The sequence below is a fragment of the Microbacterium sp. CFH 31415 genome (genome assembly GCF_022538185.1).
Classification (GTDB): Bacteria; Actinomycetota; Actinomycetes; order Actinomycetales; family Microbacteriaceae; genus Microbacterium.
Window position 1 is genome coordinate 88,311 of record NZ_JAKYXC010000016.1, and the last position, 24,185, is coordinate 112,495.

Below are 24,185 nucleotides of genomic sequence, written 5' to 3' on the forward strand. Positions count from 1 at the left end.
TCACCGCTCGGTGAGCTCGCCGTCGCGGCCGAGTTCGAGCGTCAGGTCGATGCCCAGCCGCGCGAGGAACGCGTCGTCGTGGCTCACGATCAGCACCGCGCCGCGGTAGGCGGCGAGGGCGCCGACGAGCTGCCCGACCGTGTCGAGGTCGAGGTTGTTCGTCGGCTCGTCGAGCACGATCAGCTGCGGTGCCGGGTCGGCGAGCAGCAGCCGCGCCAGGGCGACGCGGAACCGTTCGCCGCCCGACAGCGTCGACACCGGCCGCTCGACCGCGGCCCCCCGGATGAGGAACCGGGCCAGCCGGTTGCGCAGCTCGGGAATCGGCACCGCGGACGCAGCGACCGCCACGTTCTCCAGGACCGACCCGTGCTCGTCGAGGCCGTCCACCCGCTGCGGCAGGTAGCCGACCCGGTCGGTGTGCAGCTCACCGCGTACCGAACTCAGGATCAGGTCGCCCTGCGGCGGCGCATCGTGCGCCCCCTGCATGTCTCCTGCGTCCGGTACAGCACCCGGCACAGCGTCCGGTATCGCGCTCCGCACAGCATCCCCCGCGCTGGCGACGGCGCCCGCCGGTGAAACCGCCGGTACGGATCGGGTATCGGAGCCCATCCCGAGGCCGGAACCGGCGGTTTCTCCCGACCGTTCGACGCCGAGCAGGCGCTCGAGCAGGGTCGTCTTGCCCGCGCCGTTGGCGCCGATGAGCGCGACCCGCTCCTGCCCCTGCACGACCCACGACCGGTGTCCGTCGCTCAGCGTCGCGATGCGGCGCCCCGCGGGAACACCCGGGTCGGGGAGGTCGATGCGGATCGTGTCGTCGTCGCGCACGCGGCGTCCGGCGGCGTCGAGCGCCTCACGCGCCTCCGCCTCCTTGCCACGCGCCTCGGTTCGCAGCTTCCCGGCCGAGACCTGTGCCGACATCTTGCGCCCGCCGGCGACGATCCCCGGCACGCGCTTCTCGGCCTGCGCCTTCTTGCCCATCGCGCTGCGGTGGGCGAGCTTGGTCTCGGTCTCGATGCGCTCGCGCTTCTCGCGCCGCACGGCCTGCGCAGCCGCCTTCTCGGCCTGCTTCGCGGCGTCCTGCTCGCTGTCGAGCCACGCCCGCCACTCCGAGTACGGACCGCCGAACACCGAGAGCTCGTTGCCGTAGAGCTCGGCGGTCTCGTCCATCAGCTCGAGCAGCGAGACGTCGTGGCTCACCACGATGAGCGTTCCGCGCCAGCCCCGCACCATCGCGCCGAGCCGGGCCCGGGCGTCGCGGTCGAGGTTGTTCGTGGGCTCGTCGAGCAGCGCGATGGACGCCTCGCGCAGCCGGATCCCGGCGATCGCGGTGAGCACCGCCTCGCCGCCCGACAGCTCGCCGACGCGTCGGTCGAGCATGCCCGGCGACAGACCGGCCTCGGCGAGCGCGGCGTGCGCGCGCGCCTCGATGTCCCAGTCGGAGCCGACGGCGTCGAAGTGGCGCGGGTCGGCGTCGCCGGACTCGATCGCCCGCAGCGCCGACAGCGGCACCGACACACCGAGCAGCTCGGCGACGGGTCGATCGACGTCGAGGGTGAGCCGCTGCGGCAGGTACGCGACGCCGGCGGACGCCGCGACGCTGCCGGCAGCGGGGGCGAGCTCGCCGGCGATGAGCCGGAGGAGCGTGGACTTGCCCGAGCCGTTGCGGCCGACGAGGCCGGTGCGAAGGGCGCCGAAGGCGCCGGATACGTCGGCGAGGGCGAGGGTGCCGTCGGGCCATGCGAACGAGACGCGCTCGAGGATGACGGACGGGGTGAGGGTATGGGTGGACATGGGGCCTCCGTGGTGCGGTCATGCGCTGGCACCGGATGCCGCGGAATCGCCCCGACGCCGGCGGAGAGCCGGCACGCGCCGGCGGGAGCCGGCAGAAGCCGAGGAAGAGCGGCAGGATCGACGGCCAGCGCGGAATCGGAGCGCTGGGCCGTCGGAAGGATCGACGGAGCAGCGCGATTACAGCGCGGTCGCGGCGATCAGCTTCAAGGGAGTTCCTCACAGAGGGGACAAGGCCAGGGGACACGATAGCGGATGCTCCGCCCGAGCGCCTGGGAATCTCGTGCTCGCTACACCGAGGCGGAGGCCCCGTCCTCCTGCGCGAGCTGCTTGTCGAGGAACACGCGCACATCGGCGAGCTCCTGCTCTGACACGCTGTGCGTGAGGCCCGGGTAGACCCGGCCGCTCAGCTCGACGTGGCCGGGGAGCCACTCGGTCGTGTGCGCGACGAGGAAGGCCGGGATGACATCGTCGTTCGTGCCGCGCCCCCAGAACACCGGCGGCCGCCGGTCGGCCAGCTCGCTGTCGCGGGGCAGGTCGCCGGGAGTGACGTAGCCCGACAGGTTCACCGCGAACGCGAACCGCGCCGGCTCGAGCCGCATCGCCTGCAGGGCCACCGCCGCACCCTGCGAGAAGCCGAGCAGTCCGATCGTGCGATGGGCCGCGGCCGCGGCATCCGTCCACTCGATGAGTCCGCGCGCCGCGGCCGTGATGTGCGCGGGATCACGGGTCTCGAGTCCCTCGATCGGGTACCAGGAGTAGCCGGGTGCCGGGAAGGGCGGTGCGAGCGGGGCGCGCACGGCGGCGACGGCGAACTCGGGCGGCAGGTAGGGGACGAGACCGAACAGGTCGCGCTCGTCGGCGCCGTAGCCGTGCAGCAGGACGAGCAGCGGCCGCCCGTCGCGATCGCCGGCGTCGGCCGACCACAGCACGGCGTCCGCGTCGAGAGGCGTGTGGGTGCTCACGCCTCCATCCTGCCCCGGACCGGGGTCACGCCGCCTCCTCAACGCCCCGCCGGACCACTCTCGCCCGGCGGGGCGTTGAGGTATACAGGAGGCATGCCGGTGCGCACCCCCGATCCCGACCCCAACGAGCGCGACGACGACGGAACACCTCGCGATCCGCTCGGCGGCGTGGGCGCGTCGTTCGGCTCCGGCGGCCGCAGCCTGGGGGACGGCACGTTCGGATCGCCGACGCCGGATGCCGCGGGCAACCCCGGATGGCTCAGCGACATCGAGCTCGCCGAGGCCCGCCGCCGGCTGCCGATGCTGTACGTCGAGGCGCTGCCGGTCCGCACCGACGGCGTCGGCGCCGTCACGGAGGTCGGCATCCTCCTGCGCGCGACGCCGCTCGGCGAGATCACGCGCACCCTCGTCTCGGGCCGCGTCCGCTATGGCGAGACCGTGCGCGACGCGCTCTTCCGCCACGTCGAGAACGACCTCGGCCCCATGGCCTTCCCGCTGCTGCCGCCGCAGCCGCTCCCGTTCACGGTGGCCGAGTACTTCCCCCTCCCCGGCATGAGCCCGTTCCACGACGAACGCCAGCACGCCGTGTCGCTCGCCTTCGTCGTGCCCGTCTCCGGCACGTGCGAGCCGCGTCAGGATGCGCTCGAGGTCACGTGGCTGAAGCCGGAGGAAGCGGCATCCGATGCCCTCTCCGCAGAGATGGAAGGCGGACGCGGAACCCTCGTGCGCCTCGCCCTCGCGAGCGTGGGCGCCCTGCGCTGACGTCGCGTCGTAGGCTCGTCGAGTGAGCAGCGCCGCCCTCGAGCCCCTGACCTTCCCGACCGACGCCGAGGGCTGGATGGCCCTCGCCACCGACCGCGCGACCGAGCGCATCGCCCGAGTCGGGGCCCTCGACGAACAGCTGAAGGCGGAGTCCGAGCTGTCGACGATCGAGCGGCTCGAACTGTGGAACGACGCCGACCTGGCGCTGGCCGAGGCCCTCAGCGCCGTCTACCTGCTGAGCGAGGCGCACCCCGACGACGCCGTGCGCGAAGCGGCGGAGGCCCAGGTGCAGGCGGTGGAGGCGCTCAGCAGTGCCCGGCTGCTCGACCGCGATCTCTGGGCCGTCTTCGCCGAAGCAGATGCCTCGGGGCTCGACGACGACGCCGCGCGCATGCTGTCGCACCTGCTCCGCGACTTCCGACGCGGCGGCGTCGACCTCGACGACGAGAAGCGGGCGCGCGTGCGCGAGCTCACCGACCGCGACACCGAGCTGTCGCTCATCTTCTCCCGGAACGTGCGCGACGGCCGCCGCGAGGTCACCGTGCCCGCCGATGCCCTGACCGGGCTGCCGCAGGACTTCATCGACGCGCACCCCATCGGCGCCGACGGGCGGGTCACCCTCACCACCGACTACACCGACCTGCTGCCGGTGCGCGAGTTCGCGGCCGAGCGCGCGACCCGGGTGGCCCTCGTGAGCGCGTACAACGACCTCGCGTGGCCCGAGAACGACAGCGTGCTCGCCGAGCTGCTCGAGGTGCGGGCCGAGCGCGCCGAGCTGCTCGGCTTCGCCGATTGGGCAGATTACGAGACCGAGACGAGGATGATCGGCTCGGGTCCCGAGATCCCCGCTTTCCTCTCGAGACTGGATGCCGCCTCCGCCGACGCCGCGACCGTCGAGCACGCCCGGCTGCTGGAGCGGCTGCGCCGCGATGAGCCCGACGCCGACGTCGTCACGATCGCCGACTTCTGGTACCTGCTCGGCGCGCTCAAGCGCGAGGAGTACGACGTCGACGCGCAGCTGGTGCGCTCCTACCTCCCGTTCGACCGGGTGCGGGCGGGCGTGCTCGACGTCGCCGGGCGCCTGCTCGGCGTCGAGTACCGCCCCGTCGACGTGCCGACCTGGCACGAGGACGTCTCGAGCTATGACGTGCTGCGCGACGGGGAGCGCATCGGCCGCATCCACCTCGACCTGCACCCGCGCCCCGGCAAGTTCAGCCACGCGGCGTGCTTCCCGCTCGTGCCCGGGGTCTCGGAGAGGTCGCTTCCCGAGGCGGTTCTGCTGTGCAACTTCTCGCGGGGACTTCTCGCGCACGACGACGTCGTGACGTTCTTCCACGAGTTTGGGCACCTCGTGCACGACATCCTCGGCGCCGACCAGCGCTGGGTGCGCTTCAGCGGCGTCGCGACCGAGTGGGACTTCGTCGAGGCGCCGAGCCAGCTCCTCGAGGAGTGGGCGTGGGACGCCGACGTGCTGCGGTCGTTCACGGCGAACGCCGCGGGCGACCCGATCCCGGCCGAGCTCGTCGAGAAGATGCGCGTCGCCGACGCGTTCGGCCGTGCTCTCGAGGTGCGGCGCCAGCTCGGCCACGCGAACGTGTCGTACCGACTGCACGTCGATCGTCCGAACGACCTCCAGGCCGAGACCGAGCGGCTGTACTCCGAGACCAGCCCGGTCCAGCCGCTGCCGGACCTCCACCCGTACGCGGGCTTCGGGCACCTCACGGGGTACGGCGCCTGCTACTACACGTACCAGTGGAGCCTCGTGATCGCCCGCGACCTGCTCTCGGGCTTCAGCCAGGGGCTCATGGACGAGCAGACCGCGCACCGCTATCGCCGCGAGATCCTCGAGCCTGGCGGGTCGCGCGACGCCCGGGATCTCGTGAAGGCCTTCCTCGGCCGGGAGTACTCGTTCGACGCGTACCGGGAGTGGCTCGCGGGGGCCTGAGGCCGCGGCATCCCGAGTCCCTCAACCGCCGCCCGCGAGCCGCGTCCGCGCCCTCCACAGCACCCGCCGCCGCGCATGCCGAATACACAGGTCGGCGGGGTAGTCTTCACCTGCCCGAGCCGCAGTTCGCTGCGCCCAGAACACTGGTGTCGTCGAGGGCGTCGTCTCCGCCCCTCGCCACTGTCGGATGCACTCTCCGCTGGGACGAGTGTGCGATTCTGCGCCGCTCCATCCCCCCGATGAGATCGCCGACCCCCGATCCCCTAGAAGCGGAGACACTCGATGTCCGACAACGCCTCGCCCGCGCGTGACGACGCGGCCGAAGACACCAGCACCCACCCGTTCGACCGCCTGATGGCGAACGCCGCCACTCCGGACAGGCAGACCGCCGGCGCGGGGTTCACGACCGCCTTCCGCGGCTACGACAAGGAAGAGGTCGACGCGGCGGTCGCCGGCCTCAACGCGCGCGTGCACGCGGCGACCGAGCAGGTGACGCTGCTCAAGCAGAACCAGCGGCGCGCGAGCGCGGCGGTGTCGCAGAGCCGCGAGAAGGCCGACCGCCTCGAGAGCGAGCTCGCCGCGGCGACCGCGCAGCGCGAGGAGGCACTGGAGCGTCTCGAGACCGAGGTGGCCGCCGCTGCCGCGCGCGACCGCGATGCCGTCGCCCGCCTCGAAGCCGAGCTCGCGGCGGTCCAGGCGAAGCTCTCGAACTCCGAGCACCGCGTGCAGGTGCTCACCGAAGAGCTGGTCAGCGCGACCGAGGAGTCGGCGTCGCCGAACCGCCCGCAGTTCGAGGAGATCCTCCGCGTCGCCGAGGAGCAGGCGAGTGTCGTACTGCGCAACGCGACCGTGCAGGGCGAGCGACTGCTCGCCGCCGCGCACGAAGACATCGACAACCGCCGCAAGGATGCCAAGGCCGAAGCCGATGCGATCATCTCGCAGGCCCAGCACGAGGCCCAGCAGGCACGTCTGCGCATCGAGACCGAGCTCACGGCGCACCAGGCGCGCATCGAGCGCGAGGCCGCCCACGCAGCCGAGAAGGTCTCGCAGGCCGAGCGCGAGGCGGCGGCGATCCGCTCCGAGGCTGAGAAGGGCGTCGCGACGCTGCGGTCGATGGTCGCCCGCGAGACCGCGCACGCGCGCTCGGAGGCCGAGGACGCGGTGCGCGAGCTGCGCGTCCGCGCCCTCGAGTTCGAGGCATCCCTCACCCGCCGTCAGGACGACGCGCAGCAGGAGTTCCTCGTGCTGCACAACCAGGCCGTCGCCCACGCGGAGCGCATCACCCAGGACGCCAACGACCAGGTCGCCGCGTCGCTCGAGCACGCGCAGCGCGTGTCGGCGAAGGCAGACGACTTCGAGCGTCTCGTGCGTGCCCAGGCCCAGCAGGTGGAGGCGGATGCCGCCCTGCGCGCCCGCGAGCAGCTCGACCAGGCCCGCGCCAAGGCGCAGCAGATCATCGACCTGGTCACGAGCCATTCGCAGGCCGTGCTGCGCGACGCCGAAGACCGCACGCGTCAGCTGCGCTGGCAGCAGCATCAGCTGACGAGCTTCATGGCCGAGGTGAAGGACCTCATCCGTCCGACCGCGCCGCTCGACCTCGCCGACGCCGGCGTGCCGGCCGAGACGGATGCGGTTGCCGAGACGCTCGAGGACGCCGCGCCGATCGAGCACGTCGTGCATGCCCAGGACGTCGACGCGGAGCACGACGGGCATGACGCGCCCGTCGCCGACGCTGCCCAGGACGAGCAGCCGGAGTCGTCCGACGCCGGTGACTCCGCGGGTGACGGCGACGCGGACGCAGGCGTCGGGCAGGCCGCCGAGCAGCCGGACGACGCCGACGCCGACGCCGACGCGGCGCAGCCTGCCGGCGCTTGACCCGCCCGCACCCGTCCCACACGTGAAAGGGCAGGATCCGCAGCGGCGGATCCTGCCCTTTCGGCGTTCCCGGGCGTCAGGATCGCGCGGTCTCCCGCGCGATCGCGGCCACGAAGGCGTCGATGTCGTTCTCGGAGGTGTCGAACGAACACATCCAGCGCACCTCGTTCTTCGCGGCATCCCAGTCGTAGAAGCGGAAGGACTCGCGCAACCGGTCGGCGACGCCGTCCGGCAGAGTCGCGAACACGCCGTTGGCCTGCGTCGGGTGCGTGAAGCCCACCCCCTGGATGGATCCGTCGGCGAGCCCCGCCTCGATGCCTGCCCGCAGGCGCCGGGCCATCGCGTTGGAATGCGCCGCGTTGCGGTGCCACAGGTCGCCGTCGAGCAGCGCGACGAGCTGCGCCGAGACGAACCGCATCTTCGACGACAGCTGCATGTCGAGCTTGCGGAGGTAGGTGAGTCCCTGGGACGCCTCGGGGTTCAGCACCACGATCGCCTCGCCGAGCATCGCGCCGTTCTTGGTGCCGCCGAAGCTCAGCACGTCGACGCCCGCGTCGCGCGTGAAGGTACGGAACGGCACATCCAGCGAAGCAGCCGCGTTCGAGATGCGCGACCCGTCCATGTGCAGCCGCATGCCGTGGCCGTGCACGTGGTCGGCGATCGTGCGGATCTCGTCGACCGAGTAGAGGGTGCCGAGCTCGGTGGACTGCGTGATCGAGACCACGAGCGGCTGCGCCCGGTGCTCGTCGCCCCAGCCCCACGCCTCGCGGTCGATCAGCTCGGGCGTGAGCTTGCCGTCGTCGGTCGGGACGCTGAGGATCTTGATCCCGCCGACGCGCTCGGGCGCACCGCCCTCGTCGACGTTGATGTGCGCCGTGGTCGCCGAGATCACGGCGCCCCAGCGGGGAAGCATCGACTGCAGGCCCACGACGTTCGCTCCGGTGCCGTTGAACACCGGGTAGGCCTCGACCCCCTCGCCGAAGTGGCGAGCCATCACGGACTGCAGCCGCTCGGTGTAGACGTCCTCACCGTAGGCGACCTGGTGCCCGTCGTTGGCGGCCGCGATGGCCGCGAGCACCTCGGGGTGGATGCCGGAGTAGTTGTCGGATGCGAAGCCGCGGAGGTTCGGGTCGTGGATCGTGCTCACGGATGTCCAATCTAGCTGCGTGTCGTGACTCAGGATGAGCGGTCGGGTCGAGGTGCGGAGGCCTCGTGGTTCCGCGGCCGGGTCAACTGGGGCTCTGCGGCGGTCCTGAGAACGGCACGCGGGTGGCGCGGCAGGTCGGCCGAGGCCGGCGCGCCCGGGTCAGAGGGCGGGGTCGGTCAGCTCGACGATGGTGTCGTTGACCTCGGCCGCCTCGCTCGACCAGAGGTCGGCGAACCGCTGTGCGAGCGCGTCTTCGAGGCCGTCGAGGCTCTTGACACGGAAGATGACGGATGCCGCGGCCAGCGGTGCGCCCGCATCTCGAGCGCTCTTCGCGAACCCCTGCGCGACGGCTCGCGTCCACGCCTCGGTCGCGGCCTTGACGGCGGCGTAGTTCGCGCCGCCGGCGAGCGGGCGGGCGACTGCGGTCGACGAGACGACGGCGAGGCGGGCCGCCTCGGATCCGCGGAGGTCGGCGTCGAACGTGCGGCTGACGTGGCGCAGGGCGGTGAACGACCGCTCGAGGAACCGGTAGTCGTCGTCGCTCTGCCCGGTGAGTCCGCCGCCGCCGCGCCAGCCGCCGACGAGGTGAAGCACACCGTCGACCGGTCCGTCGGCGGCGTGCACGCGCTCCGCCAGCGCCCTGACATCGTGCTCGTCGGTGAGGTCGCACACCTCGGTGCGGACACCGGGAGCCGCGTCGGCCAGCTCGTCGAGCCGGCCGGCATCCCGGCCGACGGCGACGACCCGCGCCCCGGCCGAAGCCAGGACGCGGGCTGCCGCGAGACCGGAAGCGCTGGTCGCCCCGGCGATCAGCACCAGCCGACCGGCGACCCCGGCGTCAGACACCGGTGATACCGGCCGTCGACTCGATGACCGGCTTCATCTTCTTGTCGAGCGCCTCGAAGAACATCGACAGCGGGAACTCGTCGTCCATGACCGCGTCGGTGTAGCCCTTCGGCGGCCCGGCGAGGATCTCGTCGGAGAGCCCGCGGGCCCAGGCCGACGCCGGGTTCGGAGTGAGCGTGCCGCGAACGAGATCGTAGGCGGCGAGCCAGTGCGCCGTCTTCGGGCGGTCGATCGAGCGCCAGTACAGCTCGTCGATCGCGTCGGCCAGGGCGACGACCGCAGCGGGCACGTCGTCCCAGTCGAACGCGAGGGCCGTGTCGGTCCAGTGCAGCACGCCGCGCTGGTGCAGCCACGCGAACAGCAGCTGTCCGCCGAGCCCGTCGTAGTTCCGCACGCGCGAGCCGGTGATCGAGAACCGGAAGATGCGGTCGAAGATCACCGCGTACTGCACGAGTTTCGCGTGCTCGAGCATCTCGGTCTCGGCCGCCGAGAGGTCGTCGCGGGCCGACAGGCGCCCCTGGATCGCGACGCACTCGCGGAACGCGGTGAGGTCGCAGCGCAGCTCTTCGAGCGAGTAGAGGAAGTACGGCATCCGCTGCTTGATCATGAACGGGTCGAACGGCAGGTCGCCGCGCATGTGAGTGCGGTCGTGGATGATGTCCCACATCACGAAGGTCTTCTCGGTCAGCGCCTGGTCGTCGAGCATGCGTGCGGCGTCGGCGGGCAGGTCGAGCTTCGTGATCTCGGCGGCAGCCCGCACGACGCGGCGGTAGCGCGCTGCCTCGCGGTCCTGGAAGATCGCGCCCCACGTGAACGACGGGATCTCGCGCATCGCGACCGTCTCGGGGAAGAGGACGGCGCTGTTGGTGTCGTAGCCCGGCGTGAAGTCGAGGAAGCGCAGCGACACGAACAGCCTGTTGGTGTACTCGGTCTCGAGCTCGGCGATGAAGTCAGGCCAGATGACCTCGACGAGCACGGCCTCGACGTGACGGTCGGACGACCCGTTCTGCGTGTACATCGGGAAGACGACCAGGTGGCGGATGCCGTCGACGCGGTGCTGCTGCGGCTGGAAGGCCACGAGCGAGTCGAGGAAGTCGGGGACGCCGAAGTCCTCGCTCATCCAGCGCTCGAAGTCGCGGATGGATGCCGTGAGGTAGTCCGCGTCGTGCGGGAAGCGCGGGGCGAGCTCGGCGATCGACGCGATGATCGTCGTGACGTGCTCGCGCGCCTGCGGGTGGGCCGCGGCATCCGGAATCGAACCGTCCTTGACCTGCAGGTCCTGCAGAGCCGTCGCGGCGGCCTTCAGCGTGAGCCAGGCGGGCGAGGTCTCGACGCCACGGGCGTCCTCGACGACCTCGGGTTCGCCGACGATGGCCTGCGCTGCAGAAGTCGGGCTGGTGGGCATGGTGAACCTCCGATCGGTCGAGGTGGACTCCTCCGATTGTACGGGAGAACTTCCGGCATTCCAGCCCTACCGCCGGAAACATTCCTGTCGGCGGCGATCTCGCTTGGTATCCTCGACGCATGCTCAACTCCGACGCCCCGTCCGACACGGCGGCACCCGTCGACGATCCGATCGACACGATCATCGTGCGGGAGGTGTCGCTGAACGCGCGGGCCACCCTCGCCGAGCTGTCGGCCGCCGCCGGTCTCTCGGTGTCGGCGGTGCAGACCCGTCTGCGCCGGCTCGAAGCCCGCGGGGTGATCACCGGCTACCGCGCCCTCATCGACGCAGAGGCGGTCGGCAAGCCGCTGTCGGCGTTCGTCGAGATCACACCGCTCGATCCCGCGCAGCCCGACAACGCGCCCGAGATGCTCGAGCACCTGACCGAGATCGAGGCGTGTCACTCCATCGCCGGCGATGCGAGCTACATCCTCTTCGTGCGCGTGAGCACGCCCCGGCATCTGGAATCGCTGATCCGAGACATCCGCCTTGCCGCCTCGGTGAACACGCGCACCACGGTCGTGCTGCAGACCTTCTACGAGAACCGGCCGATCCTCCCCGCTTGACCCCTGGCGGGCCTCGGCGCAACCCCCGGCCCCGAGGGGCGGGCGTGGGTAGCCTCGCGCTATGGACTCGGCTACACAGAACAGCGATGGCACCGGCGTGCTCATCGTGCGGAACTCCCGGTCCGGGTCGGCGGTGATCCGCGAGGATCCCGCCGAGACGTTCGCCGAGCGCCTGCCCGCCGCCGTGGTGCGTGAGCTCGCGGAAGGCGAAGACCTCGCCGACGTCGTCGAGGAGGTGATGGAGTCGGATGCCGCGCCCGCCGTCCTCGCCGTCTACGGCGGCGACGGGTCGGTGTCGCGGATGGCGCACCTCGCGCGCCGCCACGACCGGCCGATGCTCGCCATGCCCGGCGGTACGTTCAACCACTTCGTACGGGCACTCGGACTCACCGACGTCGACGTCGCGATCGACGCGCTTCAGGCAGGGTCCGCCGTCCCGGTCGGCGTCGTGGAGGCCACCGCCGACGACGACGAGCCCGTGACGGTGCTCAACGTCGTATCGGTCGGCGCCTACCCGGAGCTGATCGGGGAGCGCGAGCGCCGCAGCAGCCTCGGCAAGTGGCTGGGCGGCGTCGCGGCCACGTGGTCCGCGCTGCGCCGCACCGAGCCGCTCACGGTCGTCCTCGACGGCAAGCGGGCCCGAGTCTGGTCGGTGTTCGTGAGCGTCGGCCGCAACGACCCCGATCGGGTGGCGACGATGCAGCGCCAAGAGGTCGATGCGTCCGTCCTCGATGTGCGCATCCACCATGCGCGCGGGTCCCGTGTGCGCGCGCTGGCGTCACTCGCCTTCGGCAAGCGCACGGCCGCCGTGCTGCGGGCGGTGCGGCTCTTCCCCCGCGATGCCGACATCGAGCGGCTCGTGGTGCCGAGCCTCGACCTGAAGGTCACGCCGCAGCCGGGGCGTCCGTCGGTCTTCGTCCACGACGGCGAGCTGGAGGAGCGGGCCCCCGGCGGCTTCCGGCTGCGCTGCGTCGCGGTGCCCGACGCCCTCCAGGTCTACGCCCCCCGCCAGTAGCGATCCGGGGATCGAGCAGCGGAACAGCGGATGCCGCGACCTATCGCGCCGCGGCATCCGTGTCCTGCTCAGTCGTGCTGGGGGAAACCCAGGTTCAGACCGCCGTGCGAGGGGTCGAGCCACCGCGAGGTGATGGCCTTCTCGGCCGTGAAGAACTCGAACCCGTGCGGTCCGTACGCCTTCGCGTCGCCGAACAGCGAGGCCTTCCAGCCGCCGAAGGAGTGGTAGGCGACGGGCACGGGGATCGGCACGTTGATGCCGATCATGCCGACCTGCGCCTCGCGCTGGAAGCGGCGAGCCGCACCGCCGTCGTTCGTGAAGATCGCCGTGCCGTTGCCGTAGAGGCTCGAGTTGATGATGTCGAGGCCGTCCTCGTAGCCCTCGACGCGCACGACCGAGAGCACCGGGCCGAAGATCTCATCGGTGTACACCGTCGAGGTGGTCGGCACCCTGTCGATGAGCGTCGGCCCGAGCCAGAACCCGTTCGCGTCGCCGTCGATCTCGGCGTCGCGGCCGTCGACGACGACCGTCGCGCCGTCGGTGCCGGCGACGTCGATGTACGACGTCACCTTGTCGCGGTGCTGGCCGGTGATGAGCGGGCCCATGTCGCAGCCCTTCATGCCGTCGCCGGTGCGCAGCGTCGCCATGCGCTCCGACACCTTCTGCACGAACTCGTCGGCGATGGTGTCGACGGCCAGGACGACCGAGATCGCCATGCAGCGCTCACCGGCCGAGCCGAAGCCGGCGTTCACGGCGGCGTCGGCGGCGAGGTCGAGGTCGGCGTCGGGGAGCACCAGCATGTGGTTCTTCGCACCGCCGAGGGCCTGCACGCGCTTGCCGTGGCCCGTCGCCGTCTCGTAGACGTACTTCGCGATGGGGGTGGAGCCGACGAACGAGATCGCCTGCACGTCCGGGTGCTCGAGGAGCGCGTCGACGGCCTCCTTGTCGCCGTGGACGACGTTGAGCACGCCGTCGGGGAGCCCGGCCTCCTTGAGGAGCGCGGCCATCCAGTTCGCGGCGGTCGGGTCCTTCTCGGACGGCTTGAGGATCACCGCGTTGCCGGCGGCCAGCGCGATCGAGAAGAACCACAGCGGAACCATCGCCGGGAAGTTGAACGGGCTGATGATGCCCACGACGCCGAGCGGCTGGCGCAGCGTGTAGACGTCGATCCCCGTCGAGACGTTCTCGGAGTAGGCACCCTTGGTCAGGTGGCCGAGCCCGCACGCGAACTCGACGACCTCCATGCCGCGCGCGATCTCGCCGAGCGCGTCGGAGAGCACCTTGCCGTGCTCGGCGGTGAGGATCTCGGCGAGTTCGCCCTTGCGGGCGTTGAGCAGCTCGCGGAAGGCGAACATGACGGTCTGCCGCTTGGCGATGGAGGCGTCGCGCCACTGCGCCCACGCCTCGGAGGCCACATCCACCGCGGCTCCGACGTCCGCCTTCGATGCGAACCGCACCTGCTTCTGCACCGTGCCGAGCGCGGGGTTGTAGACCTGGCCGGTCCGCTCGGACTCGCCGGCCCAGGCGGCCCCGCGCACCCAGTGCTCGAGGATCGTCGTCGTGGACTGATCGGTCCGCTCCAGGGTCGTCGTGTCGGTCATCGTGTGTTCCTGCCCTTCATTGGGAAGCCCTCCTCGTGAGAGGACGCGCACGCGTCAGAAGAGGTCATCTTCGACGCTCGTCAAGGCTTCATCGTAGATCGACATCGCCTGCGATACCTCGGCGTCGGTGACGACGCAGGGGGGCACCACGTGGATGCGGTTGTCGGCGGCGAAGGGCATGAGGCCCCTCGACGTCAGTTCCTTCTTCAGCTTTCCGATCACGTCGGCGCCCACCGGCTCACGCGTCTCCCGGTCGGCGACGAGCTCCATGGCCCAGAAGACGCCTTCGCCGCGGACCTCGCCGATGAGCGGATGCTTCGCCTCGAGCTCGCGCAGGCCGGGACCGATGGCGTCCGCGCCGACCCGCCGGGCGTTCTCGACGATGCCCTCGCTCTCCATCGCATCGATGGAGGCGACGATGGATGCCGCGGCCAGCGGGTGCCCGGAATAGGTGAGGCCGCCGGGGAAGACCCGCTCGTCGAAGGTCGCCGAGATGGCATCCGAGATGATGACGCCGCCGACCGGCACGTAGCCGGAGTTGACGCCCTTCGCGAAGGTGATGAGGTCGGGCACCACGTCGTGCCCCTGGAACGCGAACCAGCGCCCGGTGCGGCCGAACCCCGCCATCACCTCGTCGAGGATCAGGACGATGCCGTACTTGTCGGCGAGAGCCCGGACGCCGGCGAGGTAGCCGGGCGGCGGAAGCATGATGCCGGCGGTGCCGGGGATCGACTCGAGCAGGAGCGCTGCGATCGTCGACGGGCCCTCGGCCTGGATCACCCGTTCGAGGTGGTGCAGCGCGCGCGCCGACTCCTCCTCCGGCGTGGTCGCCCAGAACTCGCTGCGGTACAGGTACGGGCCGAAGAAGTGCACGTGCCCGCGGGCGTACTGGTTCGGCATCCGTCGCCAGTCGCCCGTCGCGACGATCGCCGCACCGGTGTTGCCGTGGTACGAGCGGTAGGTGGAGAGCACCGTGTCGCGGCCGGTGTGAAGGCGGGCCATGCGGATGGCGTTCTCGATCGCGTCGGCGCCGCCGTTGGTGAAGAAGACCTTGGCGTAGCCCTCGGGAGCCTTCGAGAGGATGCGCTGTGCGGCCCGGCCGCGTGCCAGGTTGGCCGTCGCGGGTCCGATCGTCGCGAGCTCGGCGGCCTGCTGCTGGATGGCTGCGACGACGGCGGGATGCTGGTGACCGATGTTCACGTTCACCAGCTGGCTGGAGAAGTCGAGCATCCGGTTGCCGGCGTGGTCCCACACGACCGTGCCGGATCCGCCGGCGATGACGGGCAGGTCGAGGCCGGCCTGCGCCGACCACGAGTGGAAGACGTGGTCGCGGTCGAGCTGCTTCGCCGTGGCGTCGAGATCGTCGGACATCGTGTCCTCCTGGGGATGAGTGCGTTTTCGTCTCCTCGCTACGCTCGTCGCTCATCGACCGGGGGTCAACCGACGATCCCGGTCGATGAGCGAGCGAAGCGAACGAAACGTCCGGGTGCGGCTAGTTGCCGCCCTCCTCGAGGACGACGTCCATGGGCGTGAAGGACTCGCCCGTGAGGTCGATGCCGTCGGCCTCGAGCTCGTCCAGCGCCTGCTGGATGTACTCGTTCGACCAGGCGCTCGCCGGCGGCTCCTCGGTGATGAGGTGGGCGCCGGTCTCGTTGACGGCCGAGAGCGCGCCGTCCACGGTCCGCTGCCACGCGGTCTCGTCGATGATGCCGATGCCGTCGGCCGACGGCCAGATCAGCTTGTTGATCTCGTTCATCATCCACAGCTCGTGGCTCGGACCCCACGCCGAGCCGTTCTCGATCGTGAGCAGGGCGGCCTCTTCGGGGTTGTCCCGCGCGTACACCCAGCCTTTGACGACGGCCTTCAGGAAGGCGACCGCCGTGTCGGCGTACGCCTCGTCGCTCTCGAGCCGCTCGGTGTCGGCCCAGATCGCGTCCTGGAGCATGGCTCCGACGGTGTCTTCGTAGCTGATGACGTTGAAGTCCTCCGGCTGGTAGAGCTCGCCGGTGTCGGGGTTCACCGTCTCGAGCAGCTGCGCGTACTCGTTGTAGGTCATCGCCTGCGCCGCGTCGATGTCGCCCTGCAGGAACGCGTTCATGTTGAAGTCCTGCGTGATGATCTGCACGGTGGTCGAGTCGAGGCCCTCCGCCGCCATGGCCGCGAAGATCTCCCACTCGTTGCCGAAGCCCCAGGAGCCGATCGTCTTGCCCTCGAAGTCGGCGACGGACTCGATGCCGGAGTCGGCCCACGACACCTGGAGCGTTCCCGAGCGCTGGAAGATCTGGGCGATGTCGGTGAGGTTGGCACCCGCCTCGATCGAACCGAGCACCTTGGGCACCCAGGCGATCGCGAAGTCGACGTCGCCGTTGGCCAGCGCGTCCTGGGGGACGATGTCACCGCCGGACGGGATGATCTCGACCTCCAGCCCCTCCTCCTCGAAGTACCCCTGATCGATCGCGGCGAAGTAGCCGGCGAACTGGGCCTGCGGCAGCCACTGGAGCTGGAGCTTGACCGGTGTCAGCTCGCCGCTGTCCGGGTCGCCGCTCGCGTCGGGGCTGTCCCCGCCGCCGGAGCATCCGGCGAGCAGGAGCGCGGCCGACAGGGCGAACGCGCCCGTTGCGAGCGCGCGACGTGTGCTGTGTCTCATGTCGTTCCTTTCCGACCCCTCACGGGGAGTCGCTGCGGTGGTGCATTGCCGGCCTCGCAAGGCGAGGACGTCGTGCGAGACGGCGCATCATCGCGCCCCTCCGGTCGGGATGCGGCGGAGCACGAGCCACTCCAGCAGCGCGGTCGCGAGGTAGAAGACGAGACCCAGGGCGATCGCCGCGGCGACGTAGGCCCACGCGCGCGCATAGGCGCTCGTCGCCGCGGACGTCGCGATGAACGTGCCGAGACCGCCCCGCGGCCCGCCGAAGTACTCGGCGACGAGAGCGGAGATCACCGCGAGCGAGCTCGCGATGCGGATGCCGGTCATCAGGTACGGCACGGCGGTGGGCAGGGTGACGAGACGGAACGTCTGCGACCCCGACGCCGCGTACACGTGCATCAGGTCGCGGTGGACGGGGCGGGTCTGACGGAGGCCCCGCAGGGTGTTGACGAACACGGGCACGAACGCGGCGAGCGCGGCGATGGCCTGGCGGCCGAACTGGCTGTCGGCGCCGAACATCGAGTTGAGCACAGGAGCCAGCGCCACGATCGGCACGACCGCGAGCGACGCGACGATCGGCGCCGACATACCGTCGACGGCGCGCCAGCGCGCAGCGAGCGCGGCCAGCAGGATCGCGAGCAGCGTGCCGACGACGAGTCCGAGGAGCGCGTTCGTCCCCGTGATGACGGTGGCCTGCAGGATGGCCGGCCAGAACTCGACGAGCTGCTGCAGGATCGCCGCGGGGCTCGGGAGCAGGTAGTCCGAGACGCCGACGACCGTCACCAGGAACTGCCACAGCGCGAGTCCGAGCAGACCGACGACGATCGGAGCGATCATCCGCAGGCGGCGCTCGGCGGCCGGGCTCCATCCCGCCCGCGGCGCCGACCGCGCGGTGGTCATCGCTCCTCCGCACCGCGGGGCGCGGCGCCACCCGGTCGCACGGGCGGAACGCCGTGCAGGGCCTCGCGCACCGCGGTGACCTTGGCGAAGAAGGCCGGCGTCTCGCGCAGCGACTCGTCGCGCGCGGCATCCGCTCCGAATCCCGTCTCGATGATGTCGGTGATCCGTCCTGGGCGCGGCGACATGACCACCACACGATCCGACAGGAACACCGCCTCCGGGATCGAGTGGGTCACGAACACCACGGCGGCGCCCGTCTCCGCGGCGATGCGCGACAGCTCGGCCTGCATGCGCTCGCGGGTCATCTCGTCGAGCGCGCCGAACGGCTCGTCCATCAGCAGCAGTCGCGGCTGCTCGGCGAGGGCCCGCGCGATGGCGACGCGCTGCTGCATGCCGCCGGACAGCTGATCGGGATGCCGGTCGGCGAAGTCCGACAGACCCACCAGCTCGGCGAGCCGGGCGACCCGCTCCTTGCGCTCGGCGCCTCCGACGCCGTGCAGCTCGAGCGGCAGGGCGATGTTCGCGGCGACCGTCCGCCAGGGGAGGAGCCCGGCCTGCTGGAACGCGATGCCGTAGTCCTGGTCGCGCCGAGCGCGATGCGCGGGCTTGCCGAACACCTCGACCGTGCCCGCGGTCGCCGCGTCGAGATCGGCGATGAGTCGCAGCAGCGTCGACTTGCCGCATCCCGATGGTCCGATGAGCGAGACGAACTCGCCCTCGGCGACCGTGAGCTCGATGCCGTCGAGCGCAGTGACGTCGCCGGCCTTCGAAGGGAACACCTTCGACGCCCCGTGCACGCTCACCGCGGCCGCCCGGGTCACGGGCTCCACGCTCGTCGCCGTATCGGTCATCAGGCCGCCTCTCCTCGTCGGTAGTCCTTCAGCAGCACGCCCAGCAGCGCCACGGAGCCCGCCGCGACCAGGCCGAGCGCGACAGCGCCGAAGATCGGCCCCCAGGCCTTCGCGGGGTCGCCCGACGCCTGGCCGGCGAACTGGATCAGCAGGCGTCCTATGCCGCCCTGCAGGCCGGTCGAGACCTCGGCGACGACCGCGCCGATGACAGCGTTCGCCGCGCCGAGTCTCAGTGCGGGGAGCAGGTAGGGGACGGATGCCGGCAGCCGCAGCTTCACGAGCGTCGGCCAGTACCCGGCGGCGTAGGTGTGCATGAGCTCGGTGTGGATGCGATCGGGGGACTGCAGGCCGCGCAGGGCCCCGACGGCGATCGGGAAGAAGGCGAGGTACGACGCGATCAGGGCGACCGACATCCAGTCCTGCCACTCCCAGCCGCCGATCTCGATGCGCGATCCCCAGCTCTTGACGATCGGCGCGAACGCGATGAGCGGCACGGTCTGGCTGAGGATGATCCAGGGGAGCAGGCCCCACTCGGCGAGGCGCCAGCGCTGCATGAGCAGGGCGAACGCGAAGCCCACGAGCATCCCGACGATCCAGCCCACCGCCGCGATGCCCAGGGTCGTCAGCGCTCCGAGCGCGATGACACCCCACAGCGGAGGGGAGCCCTCCTGCCGGGTGACGGGCTCGAACAGCCGGCCGACCATCACCCACACGTGGGGCATCGCCAGGTCGGTCGTGCGCGGCAGGATGCGCAGCCCGGCGACGAGCACGCCGTCCTCAGGCGCGAGCCACTTGTACAGCTCCCACACGATCACGACCGCCGCGACGCCGACGATCCCCCACACCCACGCGAGACCGGAGCGGCGCGGGCGCGGACGCGGGGCGCGCGCCGGATGAGCCGGATCGCCCGGCGCGGCGATCTGGGTCTCGATGCCGGCGGTGCTCGTCATGCCTTCGCCGTGACGTGGGCCGAGAGCGCGGGGATGACGGTCTCGCCGTACACCCGCATCGTCTCCTCCTTGTTGTCGTGCTGGAGGTAGCCCGCGAACTGGGTCACGCCGAGGGCGCGCAGCTGCTCGAGCTTGGCGATGTGCTCGTCGGCGGTGCCCAGGATGCAGAACCGGTCGACGATCTGGTCGGGAACGAAGTCGACGTGGTCGTTGTCGGCCTTGCCGTGGGTGTTGTAGTCGTACCCCTGGCGTCCCGCGATGTAGTCGGTGAGCGCGTCGGGCACGGCGCCGTGCTCGCCGTACTTCGCGACGATGTCGGCGACGTGGTTGCCGACCATCCCGCCGAACCACCGGCACTGCTCGCGCATGTGGTGCCAGTCGTCTCCGATGTACATCGGCGCGGCGACGCAGAACGAGATGGCGTCGGGGTCGCGGCCGGCGGCGGCCGCGGCATCCCTCACCGTCTTGATCATCCACGCGGCGATGTCGACGTCCGCCAGCTGCAGGATGAATCCGTCGCCCACCTCGCCCGTGAGCTTGAGCGCGAGCGGGCCGTATGCGGCGACCCAGACCTCGAGCTCCGACCCGCGGCTCCACGGGAACTGCAGGGTGGCGCCCTTGTACTCGACCGGCCGCGAGTTCGCGAGCTCGCGGATCACGTGGATCGACTCGCGCAGCTCCGACATCGTGACCGGCTTGCCGTTGGTCACGCGCACTGCGGAGTCGCCCCGCCCGATGCCGCAGATCGTGCGGTTGCCGTACAGCTCGTTGAGGGTGGCGAAGACGGAAGCCGTCACGGTCCAGTCCCGGGTCGCCGGGTTCGTCACGAACGGACCGACCGTCACGCGCTTGGTCGCGTTGAGGATCGCCGAGTGGATGACGTACGGCTCCTCCCACAGCAGGTGCGAGTCGAAGGTCCACACGTGGCTGAAGCCGTGGGCCTCCGCCAGCTGTGCGAGCTGCACGGTGCGCGCGGCGGGAGGGTTGGTCTGAAGGACGACTCCGAAGTCCATGATCTCGATACGCTCCGCTCCTCGATCGGCGATGTCAGATGAGGTACTGGGACAGGCCGCGCTTGAGGAACCGGCCGTCCCCCTTGGCCCCGAGGTACCGGCCGCCGTCGACGACGACCTTGCCGCGCGAGATGACGGTGTCGACATGACCGTCGATCTCGAATCCCTCCCACGCGGAGTGGTCCATGTTCATGTGGTGGGATGCCGCGGAGATCGTCGTGTGCCCCTTCGGGTCGTACACCACGACGTCTCCGTCGGCGCCCGGCTGGATCACGCCCTTCCGTCCGTACAGGCCGAACATGCGGGCCGGGGTCGTGCTCGTGAGCTCGACCCAGCGCTCGAGGGTGATCTTGCCGGTCACGACGCCCTGGTACATGAGGTCCATGCGGTGCTCGACCGACCCGATCCCGTTGGGGATCGCGCGGAAGTCATCGAGCCCGAGCTCCTTCTGACCCTTCATGCAGAACGGGCAGTGGTCGGTCGAGACCATCTGGATGTCGTTCGTGCGCAGCGCCTGCCACATGTGATGCTGGTGGCCCTCGTCGCGGCTGCGCAGCGGCGTCGAGCACACCCACTTCGCGCCCTCGAACTGGCCCCACTCTTCGCTGAACCCGCCGAGCTGCTCCTCGAGCGACAGGTACAGGTACTGCGGACAGGTCTCGCCGAAGACGTTCCAGCCCTGGTCTCTCGCCCAGGCGATCTGGTCGACCGCCTGCTTGGCGCTCACGTGCACGGTGTACAGGGGCGCCCCGGTGAGGTTGGCGAGCATGATCGCGCGGTGCGTCGCCTCCTCCTCCATCTGCCAGGCCCGGGCGATGCCGTGGTAGTACGGCGCCTTCTTGCCGGCCTCGGCCAGCTGTGCGGCGAGCACGTCGATGGCGGGGCCGTTCTCGGCATGCATCATCGTGAGCAGGCCGGTCTCGGCCGACACCTGCATCGCCTTCAGCACCTGCGCGTCGTCGGAGTAGAACACTCCGGGGTACGCCATGAAGAGCTTGAAGCTCGAGACGCCCTCGTCGAGCAGGCCGCGCATCGCGGCGAGCGAGTCGTCGTCGACCCCGCCGATGATCTGGTGGAACCCGTAGTCGATCGCGCAGTTGCCGGCGGCCTTCTCGTGCCACGCGGCGAGCCCGTCCTGCACGCGCTCGCCGTACTTCTGAACGGCGAAGTCGATGATCGACGTCGTCCCGCCCCATGCCGCGGCCCGCGTGCCCGTCTCGAACGTGTCGGACGCGGCGGTGCCGCCGAACGGCAGCTCCATGTGCGTGTGCGCGTCGATGCCGCCCGGGATCACATACCTGCCCGTGGCGTCGATGACGGTGTCGACCGAGGTCGACAGGTCGGTTCCCAGCAGCTGCGAGCCCGGTGCCAGCACGGCGGCGATGGTCTCGCCGTCGATGAGCACATCCGCTTCGCCGCGCCCGGTGGCCGAGACGACCGTTCCGCCGGTGATGAGTGTGGTGGTCATGTCGGCCCCTTACGGCTTCGCGATCCGCGTGTAGGAGTCGGGCCGGCGGTCGCGGTAGAACTGCCAGTCGTCGCGCATCTCCTGCACCATGTTCAGATCGAGGTCGCGCACGAGCAGCTCCTCGCTGTCGCCCGAGCCGCGCTCGCCGACGAAGTTGCCGCGCGGGTCGATCACCTGGCTCGTGCCGTAGAAGTCGACGGCGAGGTCGCCGTACTCGTTGTCCTCGCGCCCGACGCGGTTGGGCTGCAGCACGAAGTAGCCGTTCGCGACGGCGGCGGCGGGGCCTTCGACCTCCCACAGCCGGTTCGACAGCCCGGGCTTGGTGGCGTTCGGGTTGAAGACCATGTGCGCGTCGGCGAGGCCGAGCTCGCGCCATCCCTCGGGGAAGTGCCGGTCATAGCAGATGTACATCCCGATCCGCCCGACCGCGGTGTCGAACACCGGGTAGCCGAGGTTGCCCGGACGGAAGTAGAACTTCTCCCAGAACCGGTCGAGGTGCGGCAGATGATGCTTGCGGTACTTGCCGAGGATCGTGCCGTCTGCGTCGACCAGCACCGAGGTGTTGTAGTACACGCCGGTCTCGGCCTCTTCGTAGATCGGCAGCACCATGACCGTTCCGAGCTCCTTCGCGACCGACGCGAAGCGCTGCACGATCGGCCCGTCCGCCTGCTCCGCGAAGCGGTAGTACTTCTTGTCCTGCGTGATGCCGAAGTACGGCCCGTAGAACAGCTCCTGGAAGCACACGACCTGCGCACCCTGGGCCGCGGCATCCCTCGCGAATCCTTCGTGCTTGTCGAGCATCGACTCCTTGTCACCTGTCCAGGAAGTCTGCGAGATAGCCGCTCGTACCGTCGTCATGTTGTCTCCGTCCGTGCTCGATCGAGGTCCCTCGGGCTGGGACCGACGGGGCGTGACCTGGGGGCTGCCTTGCCCCTGATCCTGTCGACTCGACGTTTCCCGTCGGTTTCGGCCTGTGACGCGACAGTAAAGCCTCGTCCCGCGCGCCGCAATGGTCGGCTGGGCAGACCATAGGAGGGCCGACGCTCCCGGGCCGCTGCATCCCGGGAGGGATGCCCGCACCGGCGCTGTACATCGCGGGACGGATGCCGCGGCATCCGCTCTCGCGTACCGTGAAACGGTGTTCCGCAGCCTGAAGCCCTACCAGCTCGTCGTCGACGTGGTGGTCGCTGGGCTGTTCGCGGCGATCGCACTGCCGCTGGAGATCCAGTACACCGACCCGCTCAACGGCTTCTCGTTCGGCCTGCTCTCGGCGGTCGTCATGACGCTGCTGCTCGCGGCCGCGCTGGCGGTGCGGCGGCTGTCGCCGGGCATCGCGCTCGGGGTGGCGTGGCTGGCCGCGATCGCGCAGATGTCGTTCGGCCGGCCACCGGGGGTCGCCGACGTCGCGATCTTCGCGGTGCTCTACGCGACGGCCGCGTACGGCACGCAGCGGGTGTTCTGGCTGGGCTTCGCCTCGTCGTTCCTCGGCGCCGTCGTCATCACGGTGTACCTCGCGATCGGGCCGTACTTCGGGTCGGGCAGCGGTGTGACCTGGAGCACCATCCCCATCGCGCTGGCGGTGCTCGTGGCGGCCGGGTTCGCGCTGCTGCTGTCGTGGACGGTCGGCGCGCTCGTGCGCACGTCGCTGCGGGCGCGCGAGAACCGGCGGGCGCAGGAGCGCGCCGAGGCCGAGGCCGTCGTCGAGCAGGAGCGCGTGCGGATCGCGCGCGACATGCACGACGTCGTCGCCCACTCGCTCGCGGTGGTGATCGCCCAGGCCGACGGGGCGCGGTATGCCGCGTCATCCGATCCCTCGGTCGCGACGGCCACGCTCGCCACGATCTCGACCACCGCACGCACCGCGCTCGCCGACGTGCGGCTGCTGCTGACGCAGCTGCGCCACAGTCAGGCCGACGGGCCGCAGCCGACGCTCGCCGACCTCGAGGCGCTCTACGCCCAGGTGCGCGCGGCCGGCGTCGACCTGCGCGTCGACGTGGACCCGGCGCCGAGCGGCGAACCGCCCGCCGGCGTGCAGCTGGCGGTGTACCGCATCCTGCAGGAGGCGCTCACCAACGCGCTGCGCCACGGCGACGGCGGCGCCGTCGAGGTGCGGCTCGCGTGGAACCCCGCGCGAGTCGAGCTCGAGGTCGGCAACGGCGTCGCGGAATCGGCGGGGCCGCCCGCCGCGGGCCATGGCGTGATCGGCATGCGCGAGCGGGCTCAGCTCGTGGGCGGCAGCCTCGCCGCGGCAGCCGAGGGTGCGAGATTCGTCGTGCGCGCCTCGCTTCCGATCGGGGCGGCGACGTGAGCCGGGGTCCATGCGACGCAACGGCGGAGATCGTCCACGACACACCGGTGACGGATGCCGCGGCCCGGCGTGCCGCCCATGATCACCGATTCTG

General features: G+C 70.9%; 20 protein-coding genes. 6 read left to right on the forward strand and 14 right to left on the reverse strand.

Annotation, left to right across the window (positions count from 1 at the left end; all coding sequences use genetic code 11):
* A complete protein-coding gene (locus MK786_RS14650) occupies nt 1-1,791 on the reverse strand; it encodes an ATP-binding cassette domain-containing protein (RefSeq protein WP_241112973.1) in 1,791 nt (596 codons plus the stop codon).
* A 287-nt stretch (nt 1,792-2,078) separates the two neighbouring features.
* Nucleotides 2,079-2,753, reverse strand: a complete 675-nt coding sequence (locus tag MK786_RS14655) for an alpha/beta hydrolase (RefSeq protein ID WP_241112974.1) — start codon at nt 2,751-2,753, stop codon at nt 2,079-2,081.
* Between the two features lie 93 nt (nt 2,754-2,846).
* On the opposite strand from MK786_RS14655, the gene MK786_RS14660 reads away from it, so the two are divergent.
* From MK786_RS14660 to MK786_RS14670, 3 genes are all read left to right on the forward strand, one after another.
* Nucleotides 2,847-3,515 (forward strand): DUF4916 domain-containing protein, encoded by a 669-nt coding sequence (locus MK786_RS14660; protein WP_241112975.1) that lies wholly within the window; start codon nt 2,847-2,849, stop codon nt 3,513-3,515.
* A 76-nt stretch (nt 3,516-3,591) separates the two neighbouring features.
* A complete protein-coding gene (locus tag MK786_RS14665; protein ID WP_277397648.1) occupies nt 3,592-5,460 on the forward strand; it encodes a M3 family metallopeptidase in 1,869 nt (622 codons plus the stop codon).
* Between the two features lie 282 nt (nt 5,461-5,742).
* Entirely contained in the window at nt 5,743-7,335 is a 1,593-nt protein-coding gene (locus MK786_RS14670; RefSeq protein WP_241112977.1) for a hypothetical protein, read from the forward strand.
* A 76-nt stretch (nt 7,336-7,411) separates the two neighbouring features.
* On the opposite strand, the gene MK786_RS14675 is transcribed toward MK786_RS14670, so the two are convergent.
* From MK786_RS14675 to MK786_RS14685, 3 genes are all read right to left on the reverse strand, one after another.
* Nucleotides 7,412-8,482, reverse strand: a complete 1,071-nt coding sequence (locus tag MK786_RS14675; protein ID WP_241112978.1) for a low specificity L-threonine aldolase — start codon at nt 8,480-8,482, stop codon at nt 7,412-7,414.
* Between the two features lie 159 nt (nt 8,483-8,641).
* Nucleotides 8,642-9,328: an SDR family oxidoreductase gene (locus MK786_RS14680; protein WP_241112979.1), complete on the reverse strand. Its 687-nt coding sequence runs from the start codon at nt 9,326-9,328 to the stop codon at nt 8,642-8,644.
* On the reverse strand, nt 9,321-10,733 hold the full coding sequence (locus tag MK786_RS14685; RefSeq protein WP_241112980.1) for a DUF6421 family protein: 1,413 nt from the start codon (nt 10,731-10,733) through the stop codon (nt 9,321-9,323). Before MK786_RS14685 ends, MK786_RS14680 begins: the two co-directional genes overlap by 8 nt.
* Nucleotides 10,734-10,852: 119 nt before the next feature.
* Between MK786_RS14685 and MK786_RS14690 the strand changes: the two genes are divergently transcribed.
* Nucleotides 10,853-11,338: an Lrp/AsnC family transcriptional regulator gene (locus tag MK786_RS14690; protein WP_241112981.1), complete on the forward strand. Its 486-nt coding sequence runs from the start codon at nt 10,853-10,855 to the stop codon at nt 11,336-11,338.
* 61 nt (nt 11,339-11,399) lie between these two features.
* A complete protein-coding gene (locus MK786_RS14695) occupies nt 11,400-12,353 on the forward strand; it encodes a diacylglycerol kinase family protein (protein WP_241112982.1) in 954 nt (317 codons plus the stop codon).
* A 68-nt stretch (nt 12,354-12,421) separates the two neighbouring features.
* On the opposite strand, the gene MK786_RS14700 is transcribed toward MK786_RS14695, so the two are convergent.
* From MK786_RS14700 to MK786_RS14740, 9 genes are all read right to left on the reverse strand, one after another.
* Entirely contained in the window at nt 12,422-13,954 is a 1,533-nt protein-coding gene (locus MK786_RS14700) for a CoA-acylating methylmalonate-semialdehyde dehydrogenase (protein ID WP_241112983.1), read from the reverse strand.
* Between the two features lie 54 nt (nt 13,955-14,008).
* Nucleotides 14,009-15,325, reverse strand: coding sequence for an aspartate aminotransferase family protein (locus MK786_RS14705; RefSeq protein WP_241112984.1), 1,317 nt, complete (start codon nt 15,323-15,325; stop codon nt 14,009-14,011).
* Nucleotides 15,326-15,446: 121 nt separating this feature from the next.
* Nucleotides 15,447-16,601, reverse strand: coding sequence for an ABC transporter substrate-binding protein (locus tag MK786_RS14710; protein WP_241112985.1), 1,155 nt, complete (start codon nt 16,599-16,601; stop codon nt 15,447-15,449).
* 87 nt (nt 16,602-16,688) lie between these two features.
* On the reverse strand, nt 16,689-17,501 hold the full coding sequence (locus MK786_RS14715) for an ABC transporter permease (protein WP_241112986.1): 813 nt from the start codon (nt 17,499-17,501) through the stop codon (nt 16,689-16,691).
* Nucleotides 17,498-18,352: an ABC transporter ATP-binding protein gene (locus MK786_RS14720; protein ID WP_241112987.1), complete on the reverse strand. Its 855-nt coding sequence runs from the start codon at nt 18,350-18,352 to the stop codon at nt 17,498-17,500. Before MK786_RS14720 ends, MK786_RS14715 begins: the two co-directional genes overlap by 4 nt.
* On the reverse strand, nt 18,352-19,302 hold the full coding sequence (locus MK786_RS14725) for an ABC transporter permease (RefSeq protein WP_241112988.1): 951 nt from the start codon (nt 19,300-19,302) through the stop codon (nt 18,352-18,354). Before MK786_RS14725 ends, MK786_RS14720 begins: the two co-directional genes overlap by 1 nt.
* Complete coding sequence (locus MK786_RS14730) at nt 19,299-20,315, reverse strand: TIGR03842 family LLM class F420-dependent oxidoreductase (RefSeq protein ID WP_241112989.1); 1,017 nt, start codon at nt 20,313-20,315, stop codon at nt 19,299-19,301. Before MK786_RS14730 ends, MK786_RS14725 begins: the two co-directional genes overlap by 4 nt.
* 34 nt (nt 20,316-20,349) lie before the next feature.
* Nucleotides 20,350-21,783, reverse strand: coding sequence for a dihydropyrimidinase (gene hydA / locus MK786_RS14735; RefSeq protein WP_241112990.1), 1,434 nt, complete (start codon nt 21,781-21,783; stop codon nt 20,350-20,352).
* Nucleotides 21,784-21,792: 9 nt separating this feature from the next.
* On the reverse strand, nt 21,793-22,641 hold the full coding sequence (locus tag MK786_RS14740) for a nitrilase-related carbon-nitrogen hydrolase (RefSeq protein ID WP_241112991.1): 849 nt from the start codon (nt 22,639-22,641) through the stop codon (nt 21,793-21,795).
* Between the two features lie 280 nt (nt 22,642-22,921).
* On the opposite strand from MK786_RS14740, the gene MK786_RS14745 reads away from it, so the two are divergent.
* Nucleotides 22,922-24,091: a sensor histidine kinase gene (locus MK786_RS14745; RefSeq protein WP_241112992.1), complete on the forward strand. Its 1,170-nt coding sequence runs from the start codon at nt 22,922-22,924 to the stop codon at nt 24,089-24,091.
* Nucleotides 24,092-24,185: the final 94 nt, after the last annotated feature.

Coding starts and splice junctions, on each gene's coding strand:
- MK786_RS14650 (WP_241112973.1), bottom strand. CDS start 1,791: ATGTCCACCCATACCCTCACCCCGTCCGTCATCCTCGAGCGCGTCTCG.
- MK786_RS14660 (WP_241112975.1), top strand. CDS start 2,847: ATGCCGGTGCGCACCCCCGATCCCGACCCCAACGAGCGCGACGACGAC.
- MK786_RS14665 (WP_277397648.1), top strand. CDS start 3,592: ATGGCCCTCGCCACCGACCGCGCGACCGAGCGCATCGCCCGAGTCGGG.
- MK786_RS14670 (WP_241112977.1), top strand. CDS start 5,743: ATGTCCGACAACGCCTCGCCCGCGCGTGACGACGCGGCCGAAGACACC.
- MK786_RS14685 (WP_241112980.1), bottom strand. CDS start 10,733: ATGCCCACCAGCCCGACTTCTGCAGCGCAGGCCATCGTCGGCGAACCC.
- MK786_RS14690 (WP_241112981.1), top strand. CDS start 10,853: ATGCTCAACTCCGACGCCCCGTCCGACACGGCGGCACCCGTCGACGAT.
- MK786_RS14695 (WP_241112982.1), top strand. CDS start 11,400: ATGGACTCGGCTACACAGAACAGCGATGGCACCGGCGTGCTCATCGTG.
- MK786_RS14700 (WP_241112983.1), bottom strand. CDS start 13,954: ATGACCGACACGACGACCCTGGAGCGGACCGATCAGTCCACGACGACG.
- MK786_RS14705 (WP_241112984.1), bottom strand. CDS start 15,325: ATGTCCGACGATCTCGACGCCACGGCGAAGCAGCTCGACCGCGACCAC.
- MK786_RS14710 (WP_241112985.1), bottom strand. CDS start 16,601: ATGAGACACAGCACACGTCGCGCGCTCGCAACGGGCGCGTTCGCCCTG.
- MK786_RS14715 (WP_241112986.1), bottom strand. CDS start 17,501: ATGACCACCGCGCGGTCGGCGCCGCGGGCGGGATGGAGCCCGGCCGCC.
- MK786_RS14720 (WP_241112987.1), bottom strand. CDS start 18,352: ATGACCGATACGGCGACGAGCGTGGAGCCCGTGACCCGGGCGGCCGCG.
- MK786_RS14725 (WP_241112988.1), bottom strand. CDS start 19,302: ATGACGAGCACCGCCGGCATCGAGACCCAGATCGCCGCGCCGGGCGAT.
- MK786_RS14730 (WP_241112989.1), bottom strand. CDS start 20,315: ATGGACTTCGGAGTCGTCCTTCAGACCAACCCTCCCGCCGCGCGCACC.
- hydA (WP_241112990.1), bottom strand. CDS start 21,783: ATGACCACCACACTCATCACCGGCGGAACGGTCGTCTCGGCCACCGGG.
- MK786_RS14740 (WP_241112991.1), bottom strand. CDS start 22,641: ATGACGACGGTACGAGCGGCTATCTCGCAGACTTCCTGGACAGGTGAC.